Consider the following 16,498-nt stretch of genomic DNA (forward strand, 5'->3'; position numbering starts at 1 on the left):
TCAGTAACGTGCGGTGCCCCCGCCGCAGCGACAGCCTTCGCTATTCCTTCTTGTCGACCAGCGCCCGTAGTGCCGAGACGTCATGCAGCAATAACCTGCTGCCGCGCTTTTCGATCAGGCCTCTCTTGGCGAGGTCGCTCATTTCGCGCGAGACCGCTTCCCTGTGCGTGCTCATCGTTGCCGCCAGCTCGGAATGCGTCGGTGCCGGGGTTATGGACACCTCGCCGTCCACGAGTGCGGCTTTCTCCGCCCGATGCAGGAGCTCGACGATCAGCCGTTTTCGCACGACCAGAGTGCTGTATTCGAATACCCGCTCGGTCATGCGCCGGAGCTGGGCAGACAGATGCTCAAGCAGCATCCAGGCAAAAGTCGGGTGGGTCATCACGATATCCCGGAATGCTGTGCCCGACAGCCGTGCAGCGCGGGTTGCCTCCAGCGCGACTACGCTGGCAGAGCGTGCAATCCCGTCAATGCCTCCGAGCTCCCCGAAAATGTCACCCGGTTCGACATCGCGATACGCTATCTCCCTGCCGTCCGCTGAAACCAGTGTCACGCGAGCCCGTCCTTCCAGCAGGAAGAAGACATCGCGACCAGTGTCGCCGTGGGAAATGATTAGCTCGTTGTGTCGATAGCTGCGCTCGTGCCACCGTTTGGTCAGCGCGGCGAGGTCGGCATCGCAAAGTCTTGAGATGAAGGCCAGAGAGCCTGTCACAACGGTCTCTTGTTCAATCAAGTGTACTTCACCTTACTCCATATCCAAGGAAATTTAATGGCCGCAGGCCCCGCTTTCCGGGATGCAAACCGGGAGCGGATTTCGCCAATGTTTTCCCCGGTGTGGGAATTCCCACAGCCAAGCCTGGTTCGACTGTCATATCCTAGTTGCAACGTCAGGCCCGCCGGCTCGTGGGCAAGCCGGCGAAGGGAAAGGGAACAGTCATGAAATTCTTGGCTCCCGTCACAAAACTTGCTGCGGGGTTTCGCAAATTCGTCGCGCCGCGCTATCGCCCGGAGCTCTATTACATGCGTGGCCCGGGGCCAGCCACCGCCCGCCGTATGGGCACGCCGCGGAAAAACCAATCCATCGACCACTACGCCTAACTTGCCTCGCGGACGGCTGACGCTCTCGCCCGGAGTGCCGTTCGCGCCGTTCCGTACCGGTCAATTCAGATCAATGAAGGGACGATCTGATCATGATTATAATTCATGCTGCCGCCATTGGTCCATTTCGCAGGTGGTTACGCCTCCGCGCCGAACGAAAAGCTCTCTTGTCGGCAACGGACCAGTTGAGCCGTTTACCCGATGACGTTCTTGGCGACGTCGGCATCTCACGTGACGAAATCATGTGCGCTTTGCGAAGCCGCGCCATCCGTCATGCGGAAGCAGGCGCGGCCGGCACGACAATCGAGCGCACCAGGATCGCTTCGGCCTCGATCCCGAAACGGTGGGCCGCCGGCAGTGGCTACGCCACGGCCGAGATCCCCTTTAGCTGGTCCACGAGCGCGCGATCGAGCCTTACATCGCGGCTTCGACAAGCAGCGGCGCGCGGACGGGACCTTCGAACGGCACCTGCGACCCCAAGGACTGAATGTTGACCGACGGGAGCTGGGGAGGATCTCAAAATGATCATGTCAGTTGTTAAGTCCCTCGCGCCTGTGACGCTCGGCACCGTGCCGATCGCAATCAGTCCGGCTTCATTGTCGGCTTCTGACGCTCAGGACCTCGCGTTCGCTCACGCTGACATGCCAATCAAACAGCTGAAAGACGTCTATTAGGATTGTGCGCGGGGAGGCCGCCGGTGCGCTGGAGACGGAAGACGTGATGTACTGTTCGATGTGCGAGTTCCGACTAGAAGCGCGATCGCTTCCAGGATCGTGGTCTTACCCGCGTCACCGCCGCCGAGGATGATGTTCACGCGCGCGCCGGCCGCCAGTCCAGCGAAGTGATGCCGCGAAAGCGTTCGATGGAGAGCGAGTAGATCTTCGTCGCTTGGCACCTTCGCCAGGGAGGCGTCACTCATGCCGCCCCCCACACTTCTCGCCAGGCGGAGAATTCGGATGGCCGGATTTGATAGCGGGCGAAATTCCCTTCATGCAAGCTGGTGAGTTCGGCCTCGACGACTTCGTTGAAGCGCTTGCGGTCGCCCGGTTCGATCGCCTCGCTCCGCCAGCCTGCTATGCGCGCTGCAGTCTCCTTGCGGCCCACGCGCGACCGGATCAGGTCGCCGATGATTTCGCGCAACTGGGCGCGATAGCGCAGCCGGAAGGGATCGGGCTCGCCGAGCGATTGGCGGACGGCGGCATAGCGCGCGGCTGATCGATCATAGGCCCAGATGAAGACGTTCTGAAGGTTCAGGCGATACTGGAGCGTGCGCAGAGGAATGGGCGGCGGCAACGCCTGCAGAATCTGCTGCGCTGACGCACCCTCAGGATAGCTGCCGACAGCCTGCTCGATGGCGGTCGGGTCGTGGTCCGAAATCTGCATCGCCAAATTGCCCTCTATATTGCGCGTAGATTCCTATACGCAATTATGTTCGCTCTACGCGCAATCATCAACCTCTATGCCCAGCTTGTCTTGCGCATAGCTGGCCGTTTGACAGTGTCGTCTCAAATCCACCGACGCGCCGAACAGTGAAAGGTTCGCGCCAGCGCAGTTCCAGTGGCAGGTGCTCGAGCTTGGATGAACCGGATCGAGGCCGATGGGCAAACGTGTGATTTGGCGAGATGAGTGAAGGCAGACGCCTGTCCGTCCGAGACGATCACGCCGAAGAACCGCCCCGGCCCCCAGCACGCAATTAGATAAGTTACAGGCAACTTTGGTGTGTTATATACGCTGCGTTCTCGGTGCGGATCGATGGATCAGGAAAGACTTCTAGCCGCAGTTCTCTTAGCTGATGTCGTGGGCAGCACGCCCCTGTATGAGCGCATCGGGGACGATGCCGCTCTGCATCAGGTCTCGGATTGCCTGGACGCGATGCGCGAGATCGTCGCCCGGCACGGTGGTGATTTCATTCATTCGAAAGGCGATGACGTACTCAGCCTGTTCGAGAGCCCGGAGGCGGCGCTGAGGGCCGTCTGCCAAATCAGCCGCCAACTGACGGAAGGGCCGTTGAGCGCCCGTATAGGATTGCATTTCGGGGCGGTCATTCGCGCACGGGGCGAGGTCTTCGGTGACGTTGTCAATGTCACCGCAAGGTTGTCCACTACGGCCAACCCCGGGGAGGTGCTGATCAGCCAGAGCTTCTGCGAAGCCCTTTCCGCGGGGAGCCGCAGTGGCTTGCGGCTCCTCGACAAAATGGCCTTGAAGGGGAAGCAAGAACTCTTCGATGTCTATACCCTGTGGAGCGACGATGGGCCCCTCCGCACGCAGATCACCAGCCGGGGCACCATTACCGGCAGGCGCTCCATCCCGCCGCGGCTGGCCAAACTGGTCATCCGCTATGGAGATCAGTTGCGATCCTGTCGAAACAACGAATTCGTGACCTTCGGCCGATCTCCGGAATGCAATATTGTCGTCGAGCGGCCCTGGGTTTCAAGGCACCACGCGACCTTCACTGTTTCGAATGGCAGGGCCCGGCTTGTCGAGCGAAGCTCGTCGGGCACATTTGTATCGATGGAACCTGGCCATGAAGTATTCGTACGCCGCGAAGATATTGTCCTCTTCGGCTCCGGCGTCATCTCGCCTGGACTGAGGTCGTCCCTCGGCGACGCCCGGATTCTTCACTACGAAATTGTCTCAGACTGACCCGGACGGACTCGTTAGCCGCGACCGGCTCAAGCGGTCGCGACGATCTCTTCGGCAATTCTACATGCGCGCAGCGCTGGTTCGCTGACGCCGTCAATGTTCGCGATCTTGAACCTTGTTCTCTGGCGTCTCGTCTGAAAATGGGTTCATTTTCTCGCCTTTTAAAACCGCTCATCGCCACTGATCCGGCGGCGCAGTAGATTGCGCACATTCGAAACCTGCCACTGCCCGTTGCGCGCCCTTCGAACGCCGCGGTTGTTGAGTAGCAAGCCGCCGACTGGTTCAACCTTCCGTCAGGGCCGGGCAGGGGAGGGCGTGCAAAAGGGTTGGTACGACCTAAGAAACGGTCGCAAACTCCCGCTCCGCCGCGACGAAGGGCACGGCGGCGATCAGAAGGGCAACCTGGCGCCTGTAGCGATCATTCAGGGGCACCAAGGTCCTCCGGCACGGTTATGAGATATTTCGGGTCCAGTTTCCCACCTTTGACGAGCATGCGCTTGCCGCTGCCAAGGCTGATCTCCTCACGCTTTATCTGCTTCAGCCACGGCGGCGCATGGCGATCGGCAAAGAAAAAGAACAGGCGCTTGACCTTCACGCTCCGGCAGTCGGCAAGCAGCGTGTGCAGCCGCCGTGGGCTTAAGGTATTCAGGCTTTGGACTATCATATCTGCAACGTGAAAGCTCTCGTGTCCGGGCAACTCGTCAAGCATTTCGAGCAACGCACGCTCAGGCGTCGAAGCCACAAGCGGCCAATCTGATGGTCCCGGCAATTCCCGCAGCGTGCCGCCCTGCAACGCCTCTTTCTCGACAGCAAGGTTTTGGAACAGCACCTGCGACCGGTGAAACCGGAACGACTCTTTCAACGGGAGCTTGGCGAGCCAGCCGGGAGGCGGCTCCGTTCCATAGAGGTGGATCGTTGACGGGCCAGTCGGTGACAAGTAGTGGCTGAAACCCTGCAGGTCGAGCGCTGTGCGCCCTCCGACCGTAAGGGCGTGCCCCATGAGCTTCTGGAGGGAAACGACGGTTTTCTGCCAGTCGAGTTCGCCAAGAGGACGTTTGTAAGTGCCACGCACCGGCTGCACCAGCCAACCAGCCGAAACATATTGGCTGCGCAGGCTTGTGGAATAGTCGTGCCGCTCCATCCACGCCGCATCGGCCAATAGACCCTCCGGCAGGGTTCGCTCTAACTGGTTTAGCTTTCCTCTGTTCCGCTCAGTCATGCTTAGTAAAATAGCACAATATCAAACCACTTTCAAGGTTTGAAATGCGCCAATTTCCCTTAGCCATACTTAGCAAAATTAAATAAGCATAAACAAAAGGGAATTTCGTCCTCAAGATCATCACCTGGAGCCTTCGCGAGGGCCGGGCGGGTCCACGGCTACGGCGGCCACGCCTATCCCCCATGCCTAACAGGGCAGCTCTGCGGCTTACCCCAATCGGCATAAGGCGCGGACATGATACTCGATGGCTCTTGGCTGGAGATTTTTATTTGCACGCGGGACGGCACATGGACAGCGCTCCCAAACACAATGGCTTCGCCAGAGGCGAACCGTAACCTGGTCCAACAACCTTCGCCGCGTCGCCGAATGGACGGACGCCGCCGTTACCCCGGTCGCCGCCCGCGTCGCGGCAGGCGTGTCACTGGTCGTATGGACAGGCATGATCTTCGCCGGCCGGCTCCTCGCCCACACCTGATCCAAGCTCAGCCTCCCACTCCAAGCTTTTCGTCAGGCCCCGCACCAAGCCACATCCGCATCCGGCCGTCGAACCTGAACCGATGCGCCGGGTTCCGTCACGCTTCGAGAAATCGTCCGGCTGGCTGCCGGATTGATGAATACGCCTCATGACCACAAGCGAAACAGGCGGGCTAATCGATGAGCACTGCGACGACTACATTTCGCATACCCAAGACATCAAAGCGAAAGGAACCCTCCCATGAATGCGCATAGTGAACTTGGAAACACAGCCGAATGTTATGACGTGCCCGATGCGGGCCGTCGCAACCTGCTCAAGCTGACCGGCGTCGGGGTTGCGGCAATGGGCGCAGCTTCGCTTCTGACGACAGCCAATGCGAAGGCGCAGACACTCACCATGACCCAGGATTGGGATAAGGTCTTCCCGAAGAGCGACAACGTCGATCATCAGAAGGTCAGCTTCAAGAACCGCTACGGCATCGATCTGGCGGCTGATCTCTACCTGCCGAAGAACCGTAACGGCGCGCTCCCGGCCATTGTCGTCAGCGGTCCGTTCGGCGCCGTCAAGGAGCAGTCGTCCGGCCTCTACGCGCAGACCATGGCCGAGCGTGGCTTCGTTACGCTCGCCTTCGACCCGTCCTATACGGGTGAAAGCGGCGGCGAGCCGCGCAACATCGCCTCGCCCGACATCAATACGGAAGACTTCAGCGCGGCGGTCGACTTCATCGGCCTGCGGCCCGAGGTCGATCGCGAGCGGATCGGCGTGATCGGCGTTTGCGGCTGGGGCGGAATGGCCCTGAATGCGGTCGCCTCGGACAAGCGCGTCAAGGCCGTCGTCGCCAGCACCATGTATGACATGACCCGCGTCATGTCGAAGGGCTACAACGATAGCGTGACCCTCGATCAGCGTACGCAGACGCTGGAGCAACTAAGCCGTCAGCGTTGGGCAGATGCTGAGAATGGCATCCCGGCCTACCAGCCGGCCTATAACGCCGCCGTTACTGCAGACTCGCCGCAGTTCATGATCGATTATCACGACTACTACAGCACGCCCCGCGGCTATCATAGGCGTGCCGTCAACTCCGGAAACGCTTGGTCGCAGACGACGCCTCTTTCGTTCATGAACATGCCGATCCTGACCTACATCGCGGAGATCTCGCCGCGACCGGTGCTGTTCATCCATGGCGAAAAGGCCCACTCGCTCTACTTCGCCCAAACCGCTTACGCGAACGCGGCCGAGCCGAAGGAACTCTTGGTCATCCCGGGCGCCAGCCATGTCGATCTCTACGACAAGGTCGACGTGATCCCGTTCGACAAGCTGACGGACTTCTTCAATCAGCATCTAACCGCGTAGGAGATGGAGCCTGCGCCCAAGGTGCAGGCTCCGTAAACGCTTACGGGAAGCAACCGATGCTGAAATCATTGCTGGGTGCCAGCGTCATTGCAACTGGTATGGTCGGACCCGCCATGGCTCAAGAACGCATTCGCATTTCCTCCGATTGGGGCGATGTCACGGCAGACCTTGGCGACAACAAAGCTGCGAGATCGCTGGTCGGGATGCTGCCGCTCACCATCGAGATGAGCGATCATCTTCGCCAGGAAAAGACCGGTAATCTGCCATTTCCCCTGCCCGAGATTTCGCGGCAACTCGACTTCTCGGTCGGCACACTCGGCCTGTGGAGCGCCGATCATTTCGTCATCTATTACCGCAACGGCCGTGTGCCTTCGCCCGGTATCGTGGTGCTCGGGCAGGTGAACGGTGATGTTTCGATCTTTGATCGTCCTGGCCGCGTCACGGTAAGGATTGAGCGCATCCAATAAGGAAGTCGCTGCAGGGATCGCGCGAGCAACGGACCATCGGAATTCTCCGGCCGAGGCGCCTGCATCACCCTCGATTTCTGCTATAGTCTACCTTTGCACATGACGAGGATTCATAAGTGACGCGTCAGAATGTCAATGACCTGCTCGCGTTCCTTGCCGTGGCACGGGAGGGCAGCTTTACCAAGGCCGCCGCCAGGTTCGGGATCTCGCAGTCGGCGCTAAGCCATACCATCCGCCAACTCGAAGCGCGGCTCGGTATCCGTCTGCTTACCCGCACCACGCGCGCGGTCGCGCCGACGGAAGCAGGCGAGCGACTTCTCGAAAGGATCGGCCCCCATTTCGACCAGATCGAGGTCGAGATCGACGCCCTGAACGAACTCAGGGAAAAGCCCGCCGGAACGGTCAGGATCGTGGCGCCGGACTATGCGATCAGCCATATCCTGTGGCCGAAGCTGAAGCGCTTCGCGCCGAAGTTTCCGGACGTCAAGGTCGAACTCCTGCTCGACAACGGCCTCTCCGACATCGTCAAGGAACGCTACGACGCCGGCGTTCGCATGGGAGACACGCTTGCCAAAGACATGATCTCGGCCCGTATCGGTCCGGATATCCGGTTCGCCGTCGTCGGCGCGAAATCCTATTTCACGGGGCGCTCAACGCCTGAGAAGCCACAGGATCTCATGCAGCACGTCTGCATCAACTATCGCTTCCCCTCATCCGGCGCGCTCTATGTGTGGGAATTCGAGGATCAGGCAGGCCGCGAGACCAAGGTGCATGTCGACGGCCAGCTCGTGTTCAACAACATCTTCCATGTGCTCGATGCCGCCCTTGCCGGACATGGCCTTGCCTATGTTCCGGAGGAGATCGCGCTGCCGCACATCGAGAAGGGGCGGCTTCAGCGCGTACTTGAGAGGTGGTCTCCCTACTGGGACGGCTACTATCTCTACTATCCCAGCCGACGGCAGTCCTCGCCGGCCTTTGTTGCCCTGGTCGACGCTTTACGCCATCGGGAATGACCCCCGCCGTTGAAGGGTGGTAGCGCGATGCCTCCTCCCTTCTCCCCATGCAATCGAGGAACCGTCCCATGCGCCCCACCATCATCTGCCATATGGTCACCTCCATTGACGGCCGCCTCCATCCCAGCAGGTTTACCGCTTCCGCTGCGGGAGTCTCGGCCGACACGCTGTCTGGCCATTACGAAGAAGTTGCCGGACGCTTCGAGGCGGAGGGCTGGATCGTCGGTCGCAAGACCATGGCCGAGATCGCCAAAGGAGCGGAGCGGACCGTCGCGCATGCCCCGGCCGTCCCGCGGGACCCGCATGTCGGCAACCGGAACGGCCGGAACCTTGCCGTCGCTATCGATCCTTCAGGGTGCGTCCACTACGGCAAGGACAATGTCGGCGGCGATCACGTCGTCGCGGTGCTCGGCGAGCAGGTGTCGGATTCCTATCTCGCCGAACTGCGCAAGGACGGCGTCTCGTATGTCTTCGCGGAACGGAAAGGGGATAACCTCCTCGGAGCTATGGAGCAACTCGCCAGTGTCTTCGGCGTGAAGAAGCTGCTGCTCGAAGGCGGCGGCACCATCAACGGCGCCTTCCTCCGGCACCGTCTGATCGACGAGTTCAGCACGTTGATCCAGCCAGCCGTCGATGGCGTGGCGGATACGCCGAGCATCGTCGACTATCGCGGAGCGGAGGGAGAACGTCCGGGCGCAGGGCAGGCCCTTCGGCTGATCGGCTGCAAAACCCTCGAAGGGGGAACGGTCTGGCTGCGCCATGCCGTGGAGGACGCGCCTGCCCAGGCGGCATAGCGGCCTTGGCGGTCTCCAAGGGCTCATTGTCGCAAGGGAATCCTCGATGGCTCGCGTTTTCATAACCGGCAGCACGGGCGGGCTGGGCCTCGATGCCACCCGTACCCTGCTGCGCGAGGGCCATCAGGTCGTCCTCCATGCGCGGTCCCATGAGCGCGCATCGACGGTGATCGATCTCCCCACTCCCCGCTCGGGTTCGTCGTCGGCGACCTCAGCAGCGCCGCCGAGACGCGATCGGTCGCCGAGCAGGTCAACGCCATCGACCGGATGGATGCGGTCATTCACAACGCGGGCATCTATTCGTCGACGGGTCGGGCCGCGACTCCCGAAGGGCATGCCAGCGTGCTCGCCGTCAACACGCTCGCCCCTTATATGCTGACCGCGCTGATCGAGCGCCCCGGCCGCCTGATCTATCTCAGCAGCGGCATGCATCGAAGCGGGGACGATGTTTTCGCGACGACGGTCCCCGATCCCATCGAATTCAGCTGGAGGCCGTGGAAGCACCAGCATAAAGAGCTACGAATTGCGGGGCTTTATGCCAATTCACGAGCGAAGTGGGGCGCATCTGGACTAAGGCCGATTCTGCTCTGCGAGGTCACCAACAGGATCCGCGCCGTGATGAACCCTCGTTGTCGGCTCAGCAAGCGGTCGCTGCCGATGCAAGCGGTCTTATGGTCCGGTCCCTGCAACGAAACCATTTCGGCTTCGTCGGTGCCCGAATTTTGCACGATTCTATTGCCTGAGCCGATTGGTGCTACACTGGCAAGCCAGTTAACGCGACGGACCTGTGTTCGGTGATATGACCAAAGTAACCGCTTTACCCGACAGAGTGGATTTCGACGTGGCCGCAGATGAGACCTTGCTTGAGGCGGCTCTCAGATCGGGCGTGCCATTTGCCCACGCATGCGGCGGCAGGGCGAAATGCTCGACATGCCGCGTTTGGGTTCTCGACGGCATTGAGGCTTGCCCGGACCGGAATCCGGACGAAACCCTGATGTCGAACCGGTTGAGATTGGCCGATGAGGTTCGGCTGGCCTGTCAGCTCAGGCCGGAAGGAGAGCTTCGCGTCCGACGCCTGGTGCTGGACGAAACCGATATGATGATCACCAGCCAGCTTGGCGGTTCTGCCGCGACGCGTTGCGGCGAAGCAAAGCATGTTGCGGTCTTCTTCAGTGACATTGTCGATTTCACGGCGCTGTCTGAGCGGCTTTCCCCCTACGACGTGATGTATCTGCTCAATCGCTACTTCGCCCAGGTCGGCGACATCATCGAGCAGAATGGCGGTTTCATCGACAAACTGATCGGCGATGGGCTCATGGCAATATTCGGCATCGACGACCAGCCCGACGCTCCGCTCCGCGCCGTGAACGCCGCACTTCAGACCCTCGCTACAGTCGATCGTCTGAAGCCGTTTTTTGCCTCGATGTATGGCATCGATTTCGATATTCGTATCGGCCTCAACTATGGCGAAGCCGTCATCGGCACATTGGGTTTTGCTGGACACGAACGTCTCACGGCCATCGGCGACGTTGTAAATCTGGCCAGCCGGGTCGAGGCCGCCAATAAAGATGCCGGTACGCGATTGCTGATATCCGAGGCCCTCCGCGACCAGATCGCCGACAAGGTGGAAATCGGCGACTTCGTCAGGGTACGCCTTCGCGGGACCGGCGAGCGCACAAGCCTGTTCGAAATCGTCAGGCTGAAGCCCGAAATTGATGCCGAGCTGAATGCCAGACGGCCTCGCGAAACCATCCGCCAGGGCGGCAGGAGGTGGATTCGCGCTTTTGCCGAAGACGAGCTTGAGCCCCATGAACGCCGGATTCTCGATTTTGAAGATTACGACATCGTCGTCGTTCGCGGATCCGATAGCTATTGCGCCTTCAACAATGCCTGCCCCCATCTTCATCTGCCGCTCTACGAGCGCCGGAGTTCCGCTCAGGCCGAAAAGCTGAAGCTCCCACACACGGAGAGCACGATCACCGCAGATCTTGGCTTGGTCTGCCGCTGGCATCAGAGTTGTTTCGACCTGTCTACTGGCGAAATCAGGGGGTGGGCGCGGCTGCAGCAGGATGGTACTGCGCCAGGCTATGAATTCGCGGGTGACATTTCGAAGAACCGCGCAAAGCTCATCGTGTATCCCTGCCGAAAGCAGGACGGTTTTGTGTGGATCGGGCTCGAGTGAAAACGGTCCAATATTTCAGTTTTTCCGTTGCAGTCCCATGTCGCCTTTCTCTGAGGGACCTTCACTTTCTCGACTCTTCCGGCATCAACCTGCTGGCGAAATTTGCCATCGAGGTGCGCAAGCATCCCGATGTTCGACTGATCGTGTGTGGAACGCCCGACATACCCTGGCAATCGAAATCATTCCCGAATCTCTCTGGTGCTTTTGATGGACTGACCAGGCCCCCCGGACTGTGTGGGCTGGCGCCAATCCGGATGGCACAGGCCAGTCGGGACGGTGCAAGTGCGCCTCACCGTGCGAGATATGTACGCCAAGATAAGTATTAGGATGCGAAGGTAACGACAACCCGGCCTCGTTCGTGGATGTTCGGGATGGCTTAGCGGGGGCTCGGCACAGGCGGCAGGCGTTCCAGCTGGGGGGATGTCCGGCGCCTGTGCCGATCAGCTGCCGCTGCGCGGTCAAAGGTGGCGTCATTGAGTAGACGTGCCATGGTGAACGGCGGCCTATGCCACTTGGCTTTTCTTCCGCCAGAGCGAGAAAGACAAGGCGTTCTGCCAGTGCTTGGATAGTGGGGCGTGCAAAAGTGTAGGTACGACCTAGGAAGCGGCCAGCGTTCGTGTCAGTAGAGGGATATCGCCAATACAGTGCCGTGACCGAGTTCGTTTGATGACTTCTTAATTAGCCAAATAAGTCTGACCCCACCTCCGCAACGAGTACAGCATAAGTCATTACCAATAGTCGCGATCTAGTCAAAGCCCGCCGAAAAAAACGGTAAGGCCTTTTCCACGGCAGGTTGGCGAAGCGCGGAGTTGCGGCCACGAGTCAAAGTGCTTTGACAGGCATGGCATGGCGAAGGCGCAGCGCTGCGTCATAGGTAGTGAACGGCTGCTCACGCTCGTTCATGACATGAGATGCATTGTTATGGGCTTCGATGAAAGTTCTTGGTGGTCGTCGTCGTGAAAAACGGACAGCAAGGGCGGCAAATCGGCGGGGATGCACCCTCTGCAGTGATGGAAGAAGTTCGTGAAACCTTGCCGGCCTGCTCGCGCCAGGGACAGACCGGCGAATTCATCATCGAGCACGAGGGCATGCGCGTGCGCATCGATCTGGATCTTTGGCATCGGCAGCAGCGTCGGGTTCTGGCCAGGCTTGCCGCCCACCCCGTTGATGTGGGCAAGCCGTTCCTGAGCCAAACCGGCTATCGCAGCATCCTCCGGCATTCATGCCGATCACGGCGCCGGGCCTCCTGCCTGGGGAATTCGTGAGCAGGTCATTGCCGGTTATGTCAGAAGCGGACTCAAGGGCAGGCTGAAACCCATCGAAGCCCGCTACCGCGAACGCGCCTCGTTGAAGGCTGTCCCGGCGCAGTGCCGCAAGGACGGCGCTGCGCTTGCCCTCTCCTCTTCAGATTTCGGAAGCGACCCGCACGGGACGGCGGGGGGAATGAAGCGCCGGGAGGTTGAGCGGGAAAATGGATGCCGCGCCGTGGGCGGTGCCATGACGCGCGAAAAAATCCTCGCAATCGGGCGGCGCTGCGATCTGTGGATGAGGGGCGGAGGAGGCCGATGCCTGCTTTCCCGTTTTTTTCCGCGTTCCTTATCCAAGGCCGTGCCGGCTTCGCCTTTTGCCCTTTCGTTTCAATGACAATCGGTTCTGGACCGGGCGCGCTGCAAAACAGCGGGCTGCCCGCACCACCCCTCCCGTCTGCGGCCCGACGCCTTGGCGAAGGGCCGTGTTGCCCGTTTCCCTCCGGTGCTTTCCCGCGCTGATGCCCGGTCTGATCGCCCCAGTCGTCTTGAAACAAAAGCAAAATGAGAAGACCAATGGCACGTTACGAAAAGAAGACCACGGAAGAGAAGAAGGCACCGGCCCTGATCGCCTATCATGTTCCCGATCGCGAGAAGGCGCCCTGGACGAGGATCGGCGCCGCATGGGACCACAAAGACGGCGAGGGCTTCACGCTCCAGCTCGATCTGGTCCCGCTATCTTCCGGCCGCATAATCCTGCGGGCGTTCGATCCGAAAGCCGAAGAGGAGCAGAGCGCGTAAGCGCTCTGCCATTTTCACCGCTTCGGCGGTAGGCGAGGCGCCTGCCGCCGGGCTTCAGTGAAGAAGGTTTCAGTCATGGCCGCTTATGTCGCCGTCATCCGCAAAGTGCCGGCACCGATTACTGGGTCGATATTGTGGACATTCCCGGCTGCATTTCACGCAGCGCAACGCCGGACGCCGCGAAGGCGAATTTTCGCGCCGCCGTCAGGATCGCGGCTTCGGAAAGCCGACCGGCGCGACGGCCAAGGCGCTCGCGGACGCACTCAACGGCTGTGATGCCGATCGCGCCGAACATGGCTATCTTGTTCGGCTTATTCCCTTGAGGGATTTCCGGCGGGCCACGAACTCACGAGCCAAGGGGAGGAAGAATGCCTTGCTGAAGCGCCCGATCGGCGGATCGGGTTCAAGATAGAATGACTGGCCGACACGTCTGTGTTGTACTCGTCCAAAATGATCCACAGTCGCAGTGCGGGATCAAGGCCGGCCCGTCGCTTCTCGATATCAGGCACCTCCACAGCAAAGCGGCCCGGTTCGGGTTGTTTGTGGTGATCGGGAAAAACAGGATGAGATCGCCACCGGCGCGGACAATGCGAACACCAACGACTACAGGTCGACTTTTGCGCCCCTCTATTTCACCGCTCGCGGCTTCCCGCACCCAGAGATAGGGATTAGCGGATAACGCCGGCTGTCTGGATATCTTCGAAGCTCACGGCTGAACCGTCTCATCTGAATCGGCGTAGGTTTCGATCGCTTCTTGGAACTCCTCCAGCAGGCCTTCAGGCATGTTTTCGATTGTGCCGACGGCGCGCTTATCCGCGCTGCCGCGCAGGCGTCGATAGTCTTCGATGTTGAGAAGCACCAAGCGCGGTTTGTTGCGCTGCGTTATGGTGACGGGATGGCGCATGGCCTCAGCGATGATATCGCCTGATTTGCGCGACAGATCGCTGGTCGAGTACGTGCCATTGGTTTTCGGCATGACGACCTCCTGCATTTGCTGACAATGCTGTATAATACAGCATTCCTCTCATCTCAAGTGTCCGAAAGACTCCGTTGTGTCTGTTCTCTGGTCGAGATCCGTCCGGTTCAGCCAGGATAGAGTCACTGAAGACGCTCGTCGCCTGCAGAACAATCTCCGGCGATTGACCGAGTACGCCGATTTCAACGAACTGAGCAAGTCGCGCATCCAACGTGCTTGCGGCCAGCAAATTGCCATTCTCGAAGCGCTCGCCGAGGGCGACATTGGTTACGCCGAGGCGCTTCTGTGTCGACACTTCGAGCGCGCCGGACGCGACCCAGCGAACGAGGATTGATTGTCAAAGCGCAATTTCGCATCCTTTGTCGCTCTCGCCGCCGGCTTCATCTTGGTCAAATCCGTCCACACCGCCTAGCCTGTTTCCGCGTCATGTCCAGTTACAGTCTGTCGCAGTCTAACGTCGCGAATGCCCGCAAGTTCCCGTAGGCATAGCGAACCAATCTCCTCCCGACAGTATTGACGCTGATCGAATTCGCCATTTCGGCGGAGGACCTGCCAGTCTCAGCATTCCATGCCGAGTATCCAACGCCAATGAGGAAAAGAGAATGGGGGTGTCACGCTGTACTTCTGCCAATCCGGCGATCTCGCCTCAGTGTTCGCGCGCCGGGCACCGATCCGTTCACCGCGAGCTTCTGTTCGGAGTTCGGGCTCGTGCTGAAGGAAATCGAGCTCGATATTCCGTTTCGCACGTCCATCCTCGTCAATGAGCGATCTGCGACGGGCGCGGCAGCTGGAAAAGTCGTCGACGCAATGAGCGACCCGATCGGCCGCGGCTAAGTCTTTAGTGGCCATTGAATTGATAACTGGCAGCATCCGTGGTGCGCTTCGACCTTAATATGGAATGACCGCTCATGGCGCACGTGGTCGGTTGGTGCGTTCAGCCTTCAGATTGGCCGATGTGGCTCGGAAAGGTCCGGCCGGGTGGGACGAAGGTCGTCGCCGAGGTTCTGAGCAACGACTGGACTGCACTACCTTCCGGACCTTCCGTGACAGTGTCTGAGCGAACCGAGGTTTTCGACAGCCACCTCGTGATCCTCCAACTTGGGGAAAGTGTTACGCTCGCTCCATTGTGCTAACGTGCGCTGACACTCGAGGAAAAAGCCATGCCCAGCCCGTCGCAACAGATCATGAGGCTAGGATTCGGGTTCGCCGTGTCACAGGCGCTGCGCGTCGTGATCGAACTTGGCGTCTCCGATCTCCTGGCCGGCGGCGAGCAGTCGGTGGATGAACTGGCGGCTGCCACTCGGTCAGATGCTGACGCGCTTTATCGTGTCATGCGACTTCTCGCGGCTGAAGGGGTCTTCAGGGAAGCGTTGCCCCGGCATTTCGAGTTGACCGAGGTTGGCGCAGTGCTGCGCTCCGATCGACCGGGTCCCCGTGACTTCGTGCGTATGATCAACAGCGAGGCTTATCTTGCCTTCGAGCAGCTTCGGTATTCTGTCCGCACAGGAATGCCAGCCTTCGACAAGGTGTTCGGCAGCCCAAGGTTTGACTGGCTGTCGGAACACCCGGAGCAGGCTGCCTTGTTTCAGCGTGCCATGGTAGCCTTAAGCCAAGGTAGCAACCAGGCGGTTGCCGAAGCCTATGACTTCGGGCCGTTCACGCGGATCATCGACGTTGGCGGCGGACATGGTCAACTTCTCTCGGCGATCCTGGCCCGCAACCCCCATTTGAGCGGCGTGCTTTTCGATCTGCCTTCGGGCGTCGCGGCGGCACAGCAGGGTGCCGGAGGCGACCTGCCGCGTACCGATTTTATCGCCGGGGACTTCTTTGAGAGCGTCCCCAGTGGTGACGTTTACGTCATCAAGAAGGTCGTTCACGATTGGGATGATGGGCGTGCTGCAGCGATCCTGCGAAATTGCCGCAAGGCTATGCTGGCGAACGGGAGAGTGCTCGTGGCCGAGACGCTCGTGCCGCCGGGTGACGAACCGGACCTGATTAAAGAAATCGACGTGGTCATGCTCGCCGTCACCGGCGGCCTGGAGAGGACGGAGGCACAATATGCCAGCCTGTTCGACGCCGCCGGGCTACGGCTTGAACAAGTGATTCAGACCCAAGGCCCCATTTCCATCCTTGAGGCGTCTCCGGCCTAAGACTGGATTGCGGTCGGGCATCCCTTTGGGAAAGGCGAAGTCGAGCCACAGTCCGGACGTTCCAAGTTCCTTTCGGGAAG

18 protein-coding genes and 3 pseudogenes are annotated in these 16,498 nt (G+C 60.1%); 15 read left to right on the forward strand and 6 right to left on the reverse strand.

Annotated elements, in window-relative coordinates; translation table 11 throughout:
* Positions 1 to 40 precede the first annotated feature (40 nt).
* Positions 41 to 712 carry a Crp/Fnr family transcriptional regulator gene (locus AC0NID_RS12235; RefSeq protein WP_474033438.1) on the reverse strand — a complete coding sequence of 224 codons (672 nt, stop codon included), beginning with the start codon at positions 710 to 712 and terminating at the stop codon, positions 41 to 43.
* Between the two features lie 224 nt (positions 713 to 936).
* On the opposite strand from AC0NID_RS12235, the gene AC0NID_RS12240 reads away from it, so the two are divergent.
* Together AC0NID_RS12240 and AC0NID_RS12245 are read left to right on the forward strand one after the other, a co-directional pair.
* Complete coding sequence (locus AC0NID_RS12240) at positions 937 to 1,098, forward strand: hypothetical protein (protein WP_473459509.1); 162 nt, start codon at positions 937 to 939, stop codon at positions 1,096 to 1,098.
* A gap of 521 nt (positions 1,099 to 1,619) precedes the next feature.
* The gene (locus tag AC0NID_RS12245) at positions 1,620 to 1,772 is read left to right on the forward strand and encodes a hypothetical protein (protein WP_474033439.1); all 153 of its coding nucleotides are present in this window, start codon (positions 1,620 to 1,622) and stop codon (positions 1,770 to 1,772) included.
* 241 nt (positions 1,773 to 2,013) lie between these two features.
* Here AC0NID_RS12245 and AC0NID_RS12250 read toward each other — a convergent pair whose 3' ends face one another.
* Positions 2,014 to 2,481, reverse strand: coding sequence for a hypothetical protein (locus AC0NID_RS12250; RefSeq protein WP_473459278.1), 468 nt, complete (start codon positions 2,479 to 2,481; stop codon positions 2,014 to 2,016).
* Between the two features lie 369 nt (positions 2,482 to 2,850).
* Here AC0NID_RS12250 and AC0NID_RS12255 point away from each other — a divergent pair, with 369 nt between their 5' ends.
* Positions 2,851 to 3,741 carry an adenylate/guanylate cyclase domain-containing protein gene (locus AC0NID_RS12255; RefSeq protein WP_473459280.1) on the forward strand — a complete coding sequence of 297 codons (891 nt, stop codon included), beginning with the start codon at positions 2,851 to 2,853 and terminating at the stop codon, positions 3,739 to 3,741.
* A gap of 418 nt (positions 3,742 to 4,159) precedes the next feature.
* Here AC0NID_RS12255 and AC0NID_RS12260 read toward each other — a convergent pair whose 3' ends face one another.
* Complete coding sequence (locus tag AC0NID_RS12260; protein WP_473459282.1) at positions 4,160 to 4,960, reverse strand: type IV toxin-antitoxin system AbiEi family antitoxin domain-containing protein; 801 nt, start codon at positions 4,958 to 4,960, stop codon at positions 4,160 to 4,162.
* A gap of 715 nt (positions 4,961 to 5,675) precedes the next feature.
* Between AC0NID_RS12260 and AC0NID_RS12265 the strand changes: the two genes are divergently transcribed.
* The 9 genes and pseudogenes from AC0NID_RS12265 (at position 5,676) to AC0NID_RS12305 (ending at position 13,292) form a co-directional block, all read left to right on the forward strand.
* Complete coding sequence (locus AC0NID_RS12265) at positions 5,676 to 6,788, forward strand: alpha/beta hydrolase (RefSeq protein WP_473459284.1); 1,113 nt, start codon at positions 5,676 to 5,678, stop codon at positions 6,786 to 6,788.
* A gap of 68 nt (positions 6,789 to 6,856) precedes the next feature.
* Positions 6,857 to 7,255 (forward strand): cyclophilin-like fold protein, encoded by a 399-nt coding sequence (locus tag AC0NID_RS12270; RefSeq protein WP_473459285.1) that lies wholly within the window; start codon positions 6,857 to 6,859, stop codon positions 7,253 to 7,255.
* A gap of 116 nt (positions 7,256 to 7,371) precedes the next feature.
* Positions 7,372 to 8,268: a LysR family transcriptional regulator gene (locus tag AC0NID_RS12275; RefSeq protein ID WP_473459287.1), complete on the forward strand. Its 897-nt coding sequence runs from the start codon at positions 7,372 to 7,374 to the stop codon at positions 8,266 to 8,268.
* Positions 8,269 to 8,336: 68 nt separating this feature from the next.
* On the forward strand, positions 8,337 to 9,062 hold the full coding sequence (locus AC0NID_RS12280; RefSeq protein WP_473459288.1) for a dihydrofolate reductase family protein: 726 nt from the start codon (positions 8,337 to 8,339) through the stop codon (positions 9,060 to 9,062).
* A gap of 46 nt (positions 9,063 to 9,108) precedes the next feature.
* Positions 9,109 to 9,620: pseudogene (locus tag AC0NID_RS12285) on the forward strand (SDR family NAD(P)-dependent oxidoreductase); the annotation flags it as partial.
* 241 nt (positions 9,621 to 9,861) lie between these two features.
* Positions 9,862 to 10,053: pseudogene (locus AC0NID_RS12290) on the forward strand (2Fe-2S iron-sulfur cluster-binding protein); the annotation flags it as partial.
* Between the two features lie 87 nt (positions 10,054 to 10,140).
* Positions 10,141 to 11,244: an adenylate/guanylate cyclase domain-containing protein gene (locus tag AC0NID_RS12295; protein ID WP_473459327.1), complete on the forward strand. Its 1,104-nt coding sequence runs from the start codon at positions 10,141 to 10,143 to the stop codon at positions 11,242 to 11,244.
* Between the two features lie 941 nt (positions 11,245 to 12,185).
* Positions 12,186 to 12,509, forward strand: a complete 324-nt coding sequence (locus tag AC0NID_RS12300) for a hypothetical protein (RefSeq protein WP_473459289.1) — start codon at positions 12,186 to 12,188, stop codon at positions 12,507 to 12,509.
* Between the two features lie 558 nt (positions 12,510 to 13,067).
* Positions 13,068 to 13,292: a hypothetical protein gene (locus AC0NID_RS12305; RefSeq protein WP_473459291.1), complete on the forward strand. Its 225-nt coding sequence runs from the start codon at positions 13,068 to 13,070 to the stop codon at positions 13,290 to 13,292.
* A gap of 118 nt (positions 13,293 to 13,410) precedes the next feature.
* On the opposite strand, the gene AC0NID_RS12310 is transcribed toward AC0NID_RS12305, so the two are convergent.
* The 3 genes and pseudogenes from AC0NID_RS12310 to AC0NID_RS12320 all read right to left on the reverse strand — a co-directional run bounded on the left by AC0NID_RS12310 (position 13,411) and on the right by AC0NID_RS12320 (position 14,268).
* Positions 13,411 to 13,587: a hypothetical protein gene (locus tag AC0NID_RS12310; protein ID WP_473459292.1), complete on the reverse strand. Its 177-nt coding sequence runs from the start codon at positions 13,585 to 13,587 to the stop codon at positions 13,411 to 13,413.
* 2 nt (positions 13,588 to 13,589) lie between these two features.
* Positions 13,590 to 14,002 (reverse strand): annotated as a pseudogene (locus AC0NID_RS12315) (hypothetical protein).
* Entirely contained in the window at positions 13,999 to 14,268 is a 270-nt protein-coding gene (locus tag AC0NID_RS12320) for a type II toxin-antitoxin system prevent-host-death family antitoxin (RefSeq protein WP_473459294.1), read from the reverse strand. The pseudogene AC0NID_RS12315 and the gene AC0NID_RS12320 overlap by 4 nt, the downstream one beginning before the upstream one ends.
* A gap of 163 nt (positions 14,269 to 14,431) precedes the next feature.
* Between AC0NID_RS12320 and AC0NID_RS12325 the strand changes: the two genes are divergently transcribed.
* The 3 genes from AC0NID_RS12325 to AC0NID_RS12335 all read left to right on the forward strand — a co-directional run bounded on the left by AC0NID_RS12325 (position 14,432) and on the right by AC0NID_RS12335 (position 16,418).
* A complete protein-coding gene (locus AC0NID_RS12325) occupies positions 14,432 to 14,602 on the forward strand; it encodes a hypothetical protein (protein WP_473459296.1) in 171 nt (56 codons plus the stop codon).
* Between the two features lie 374 nt (positions 14,603 to 14,976).
* Positions 14,977 to 15,102 carry a hypothetical protein gene (locus AC0NID_RS12330; RefSeq protein WP_473522360.1) on the forward strand — a complete coding sequence of 42 codons (126 nt, stop codon included), beginning with the start codon at positions 14,977 to 14,979 and terminating at the stop codon, positions 15,100 to 15,102.
* A 326-nt stretch (positions 15,103 to 15,428) separates the two neighbouring features.
* A complete protein-coding gene (locus AC0NID_RS12335) occupies positions 15,429 to 16,418 on the forward strand; it encodes a methyltransferase (protein ID WP_473459300.1) in 990 nt (329 codons plus the stop codon).
* Positions 16,419 to 16,498: the final 80 nt, after the last annotated feature.

This window comes from Mesorhizobium sp. WSM4821 (assembly GCF_055901555.1).

Excerpts from the sequence above, each read along its gene's own strand:
- AC0NID_RS12265 (WP_473459284.1), top strand. The coding sequence starts at position 5,676 with ATGAATGCGCATAGTGAACTTGGAAACACAGCCGAATGTTATGACGTG.
- AC0NID_RS12280 (WP_473459288.1), top strand. The coding sequence starts at position 8,337 with ATGCGCCCCACCATCATCTGCCATATGGTCACCTCCATTGACGGCCGC.
- AC0NID_RS12335 (WP_473459300.1), top strand. The coding sequence starts at position 15,429 with ATGCCCAGCCCGTCGCAACAGATCATGAGGCTAGGATTCGGGTTCGCC.
- AC0NID_RS12320 (WP_473459294.1), bottom strand. The coding sequence starts at position 14,268 with ATGCCGAAAACCAATGGCACGTACTCGACCAGCGATCTGTCGCGCAAA.
- AC0NID_RS12305 (WP_473459291.1), top strand. The coding sequence starts at position 13,068 with ATGGCACGTTACGAAAAGAAGACCACGGAAGAGAAGAAGGCACCGGCC.
- AC0NID_RS12260 (WP_473459282.1), bottom strand. The coding sequence starts at position 4,960 with ATGACTGAGCGGAACAGAGGAAAGCTAAACCAGTTAGAGCGAACCCTG.
- AC0NID_RS12310 (WP_473459292.1), bottom strand. The coding sequence starts at position 13,587 with ATGTTCGGCGCGATCGGCATCACAGCCGTTGAGTGCGTCCGCGAGCGC.
- AC0NID_RS12245 (WP_474033439.1), top strand. The coding sequence starts at position 1,620 with ATGATCATGTCAGTTGTTAAGTCCCTCGCGCCTGTGACGCTCGGCACC.
- AC0NID_RS12240 (WP_473459509.1), top strand. The coding sequence starts at position 937 with ATGAAATTCTTGGCTCCCGTCACAAAACTTGCTGCGGGGTTTCGCAAA.
- AC0NID_RS12250 (WP_473459278.1), bottom strand. The coding sequence starts at position 2,481 with ATGCAGATTTCGGACCACGACCCGACCGCCATCGAGCAGGCTGTCGGC.
- AC0NID_RS12255 (WP_473459280.1), top strand. The coding sequence starts at position 2,851 with ATGGATCAGGAAAGACTTCTAGCCGCAGTTCTCTTAGCTGATGTCGTG.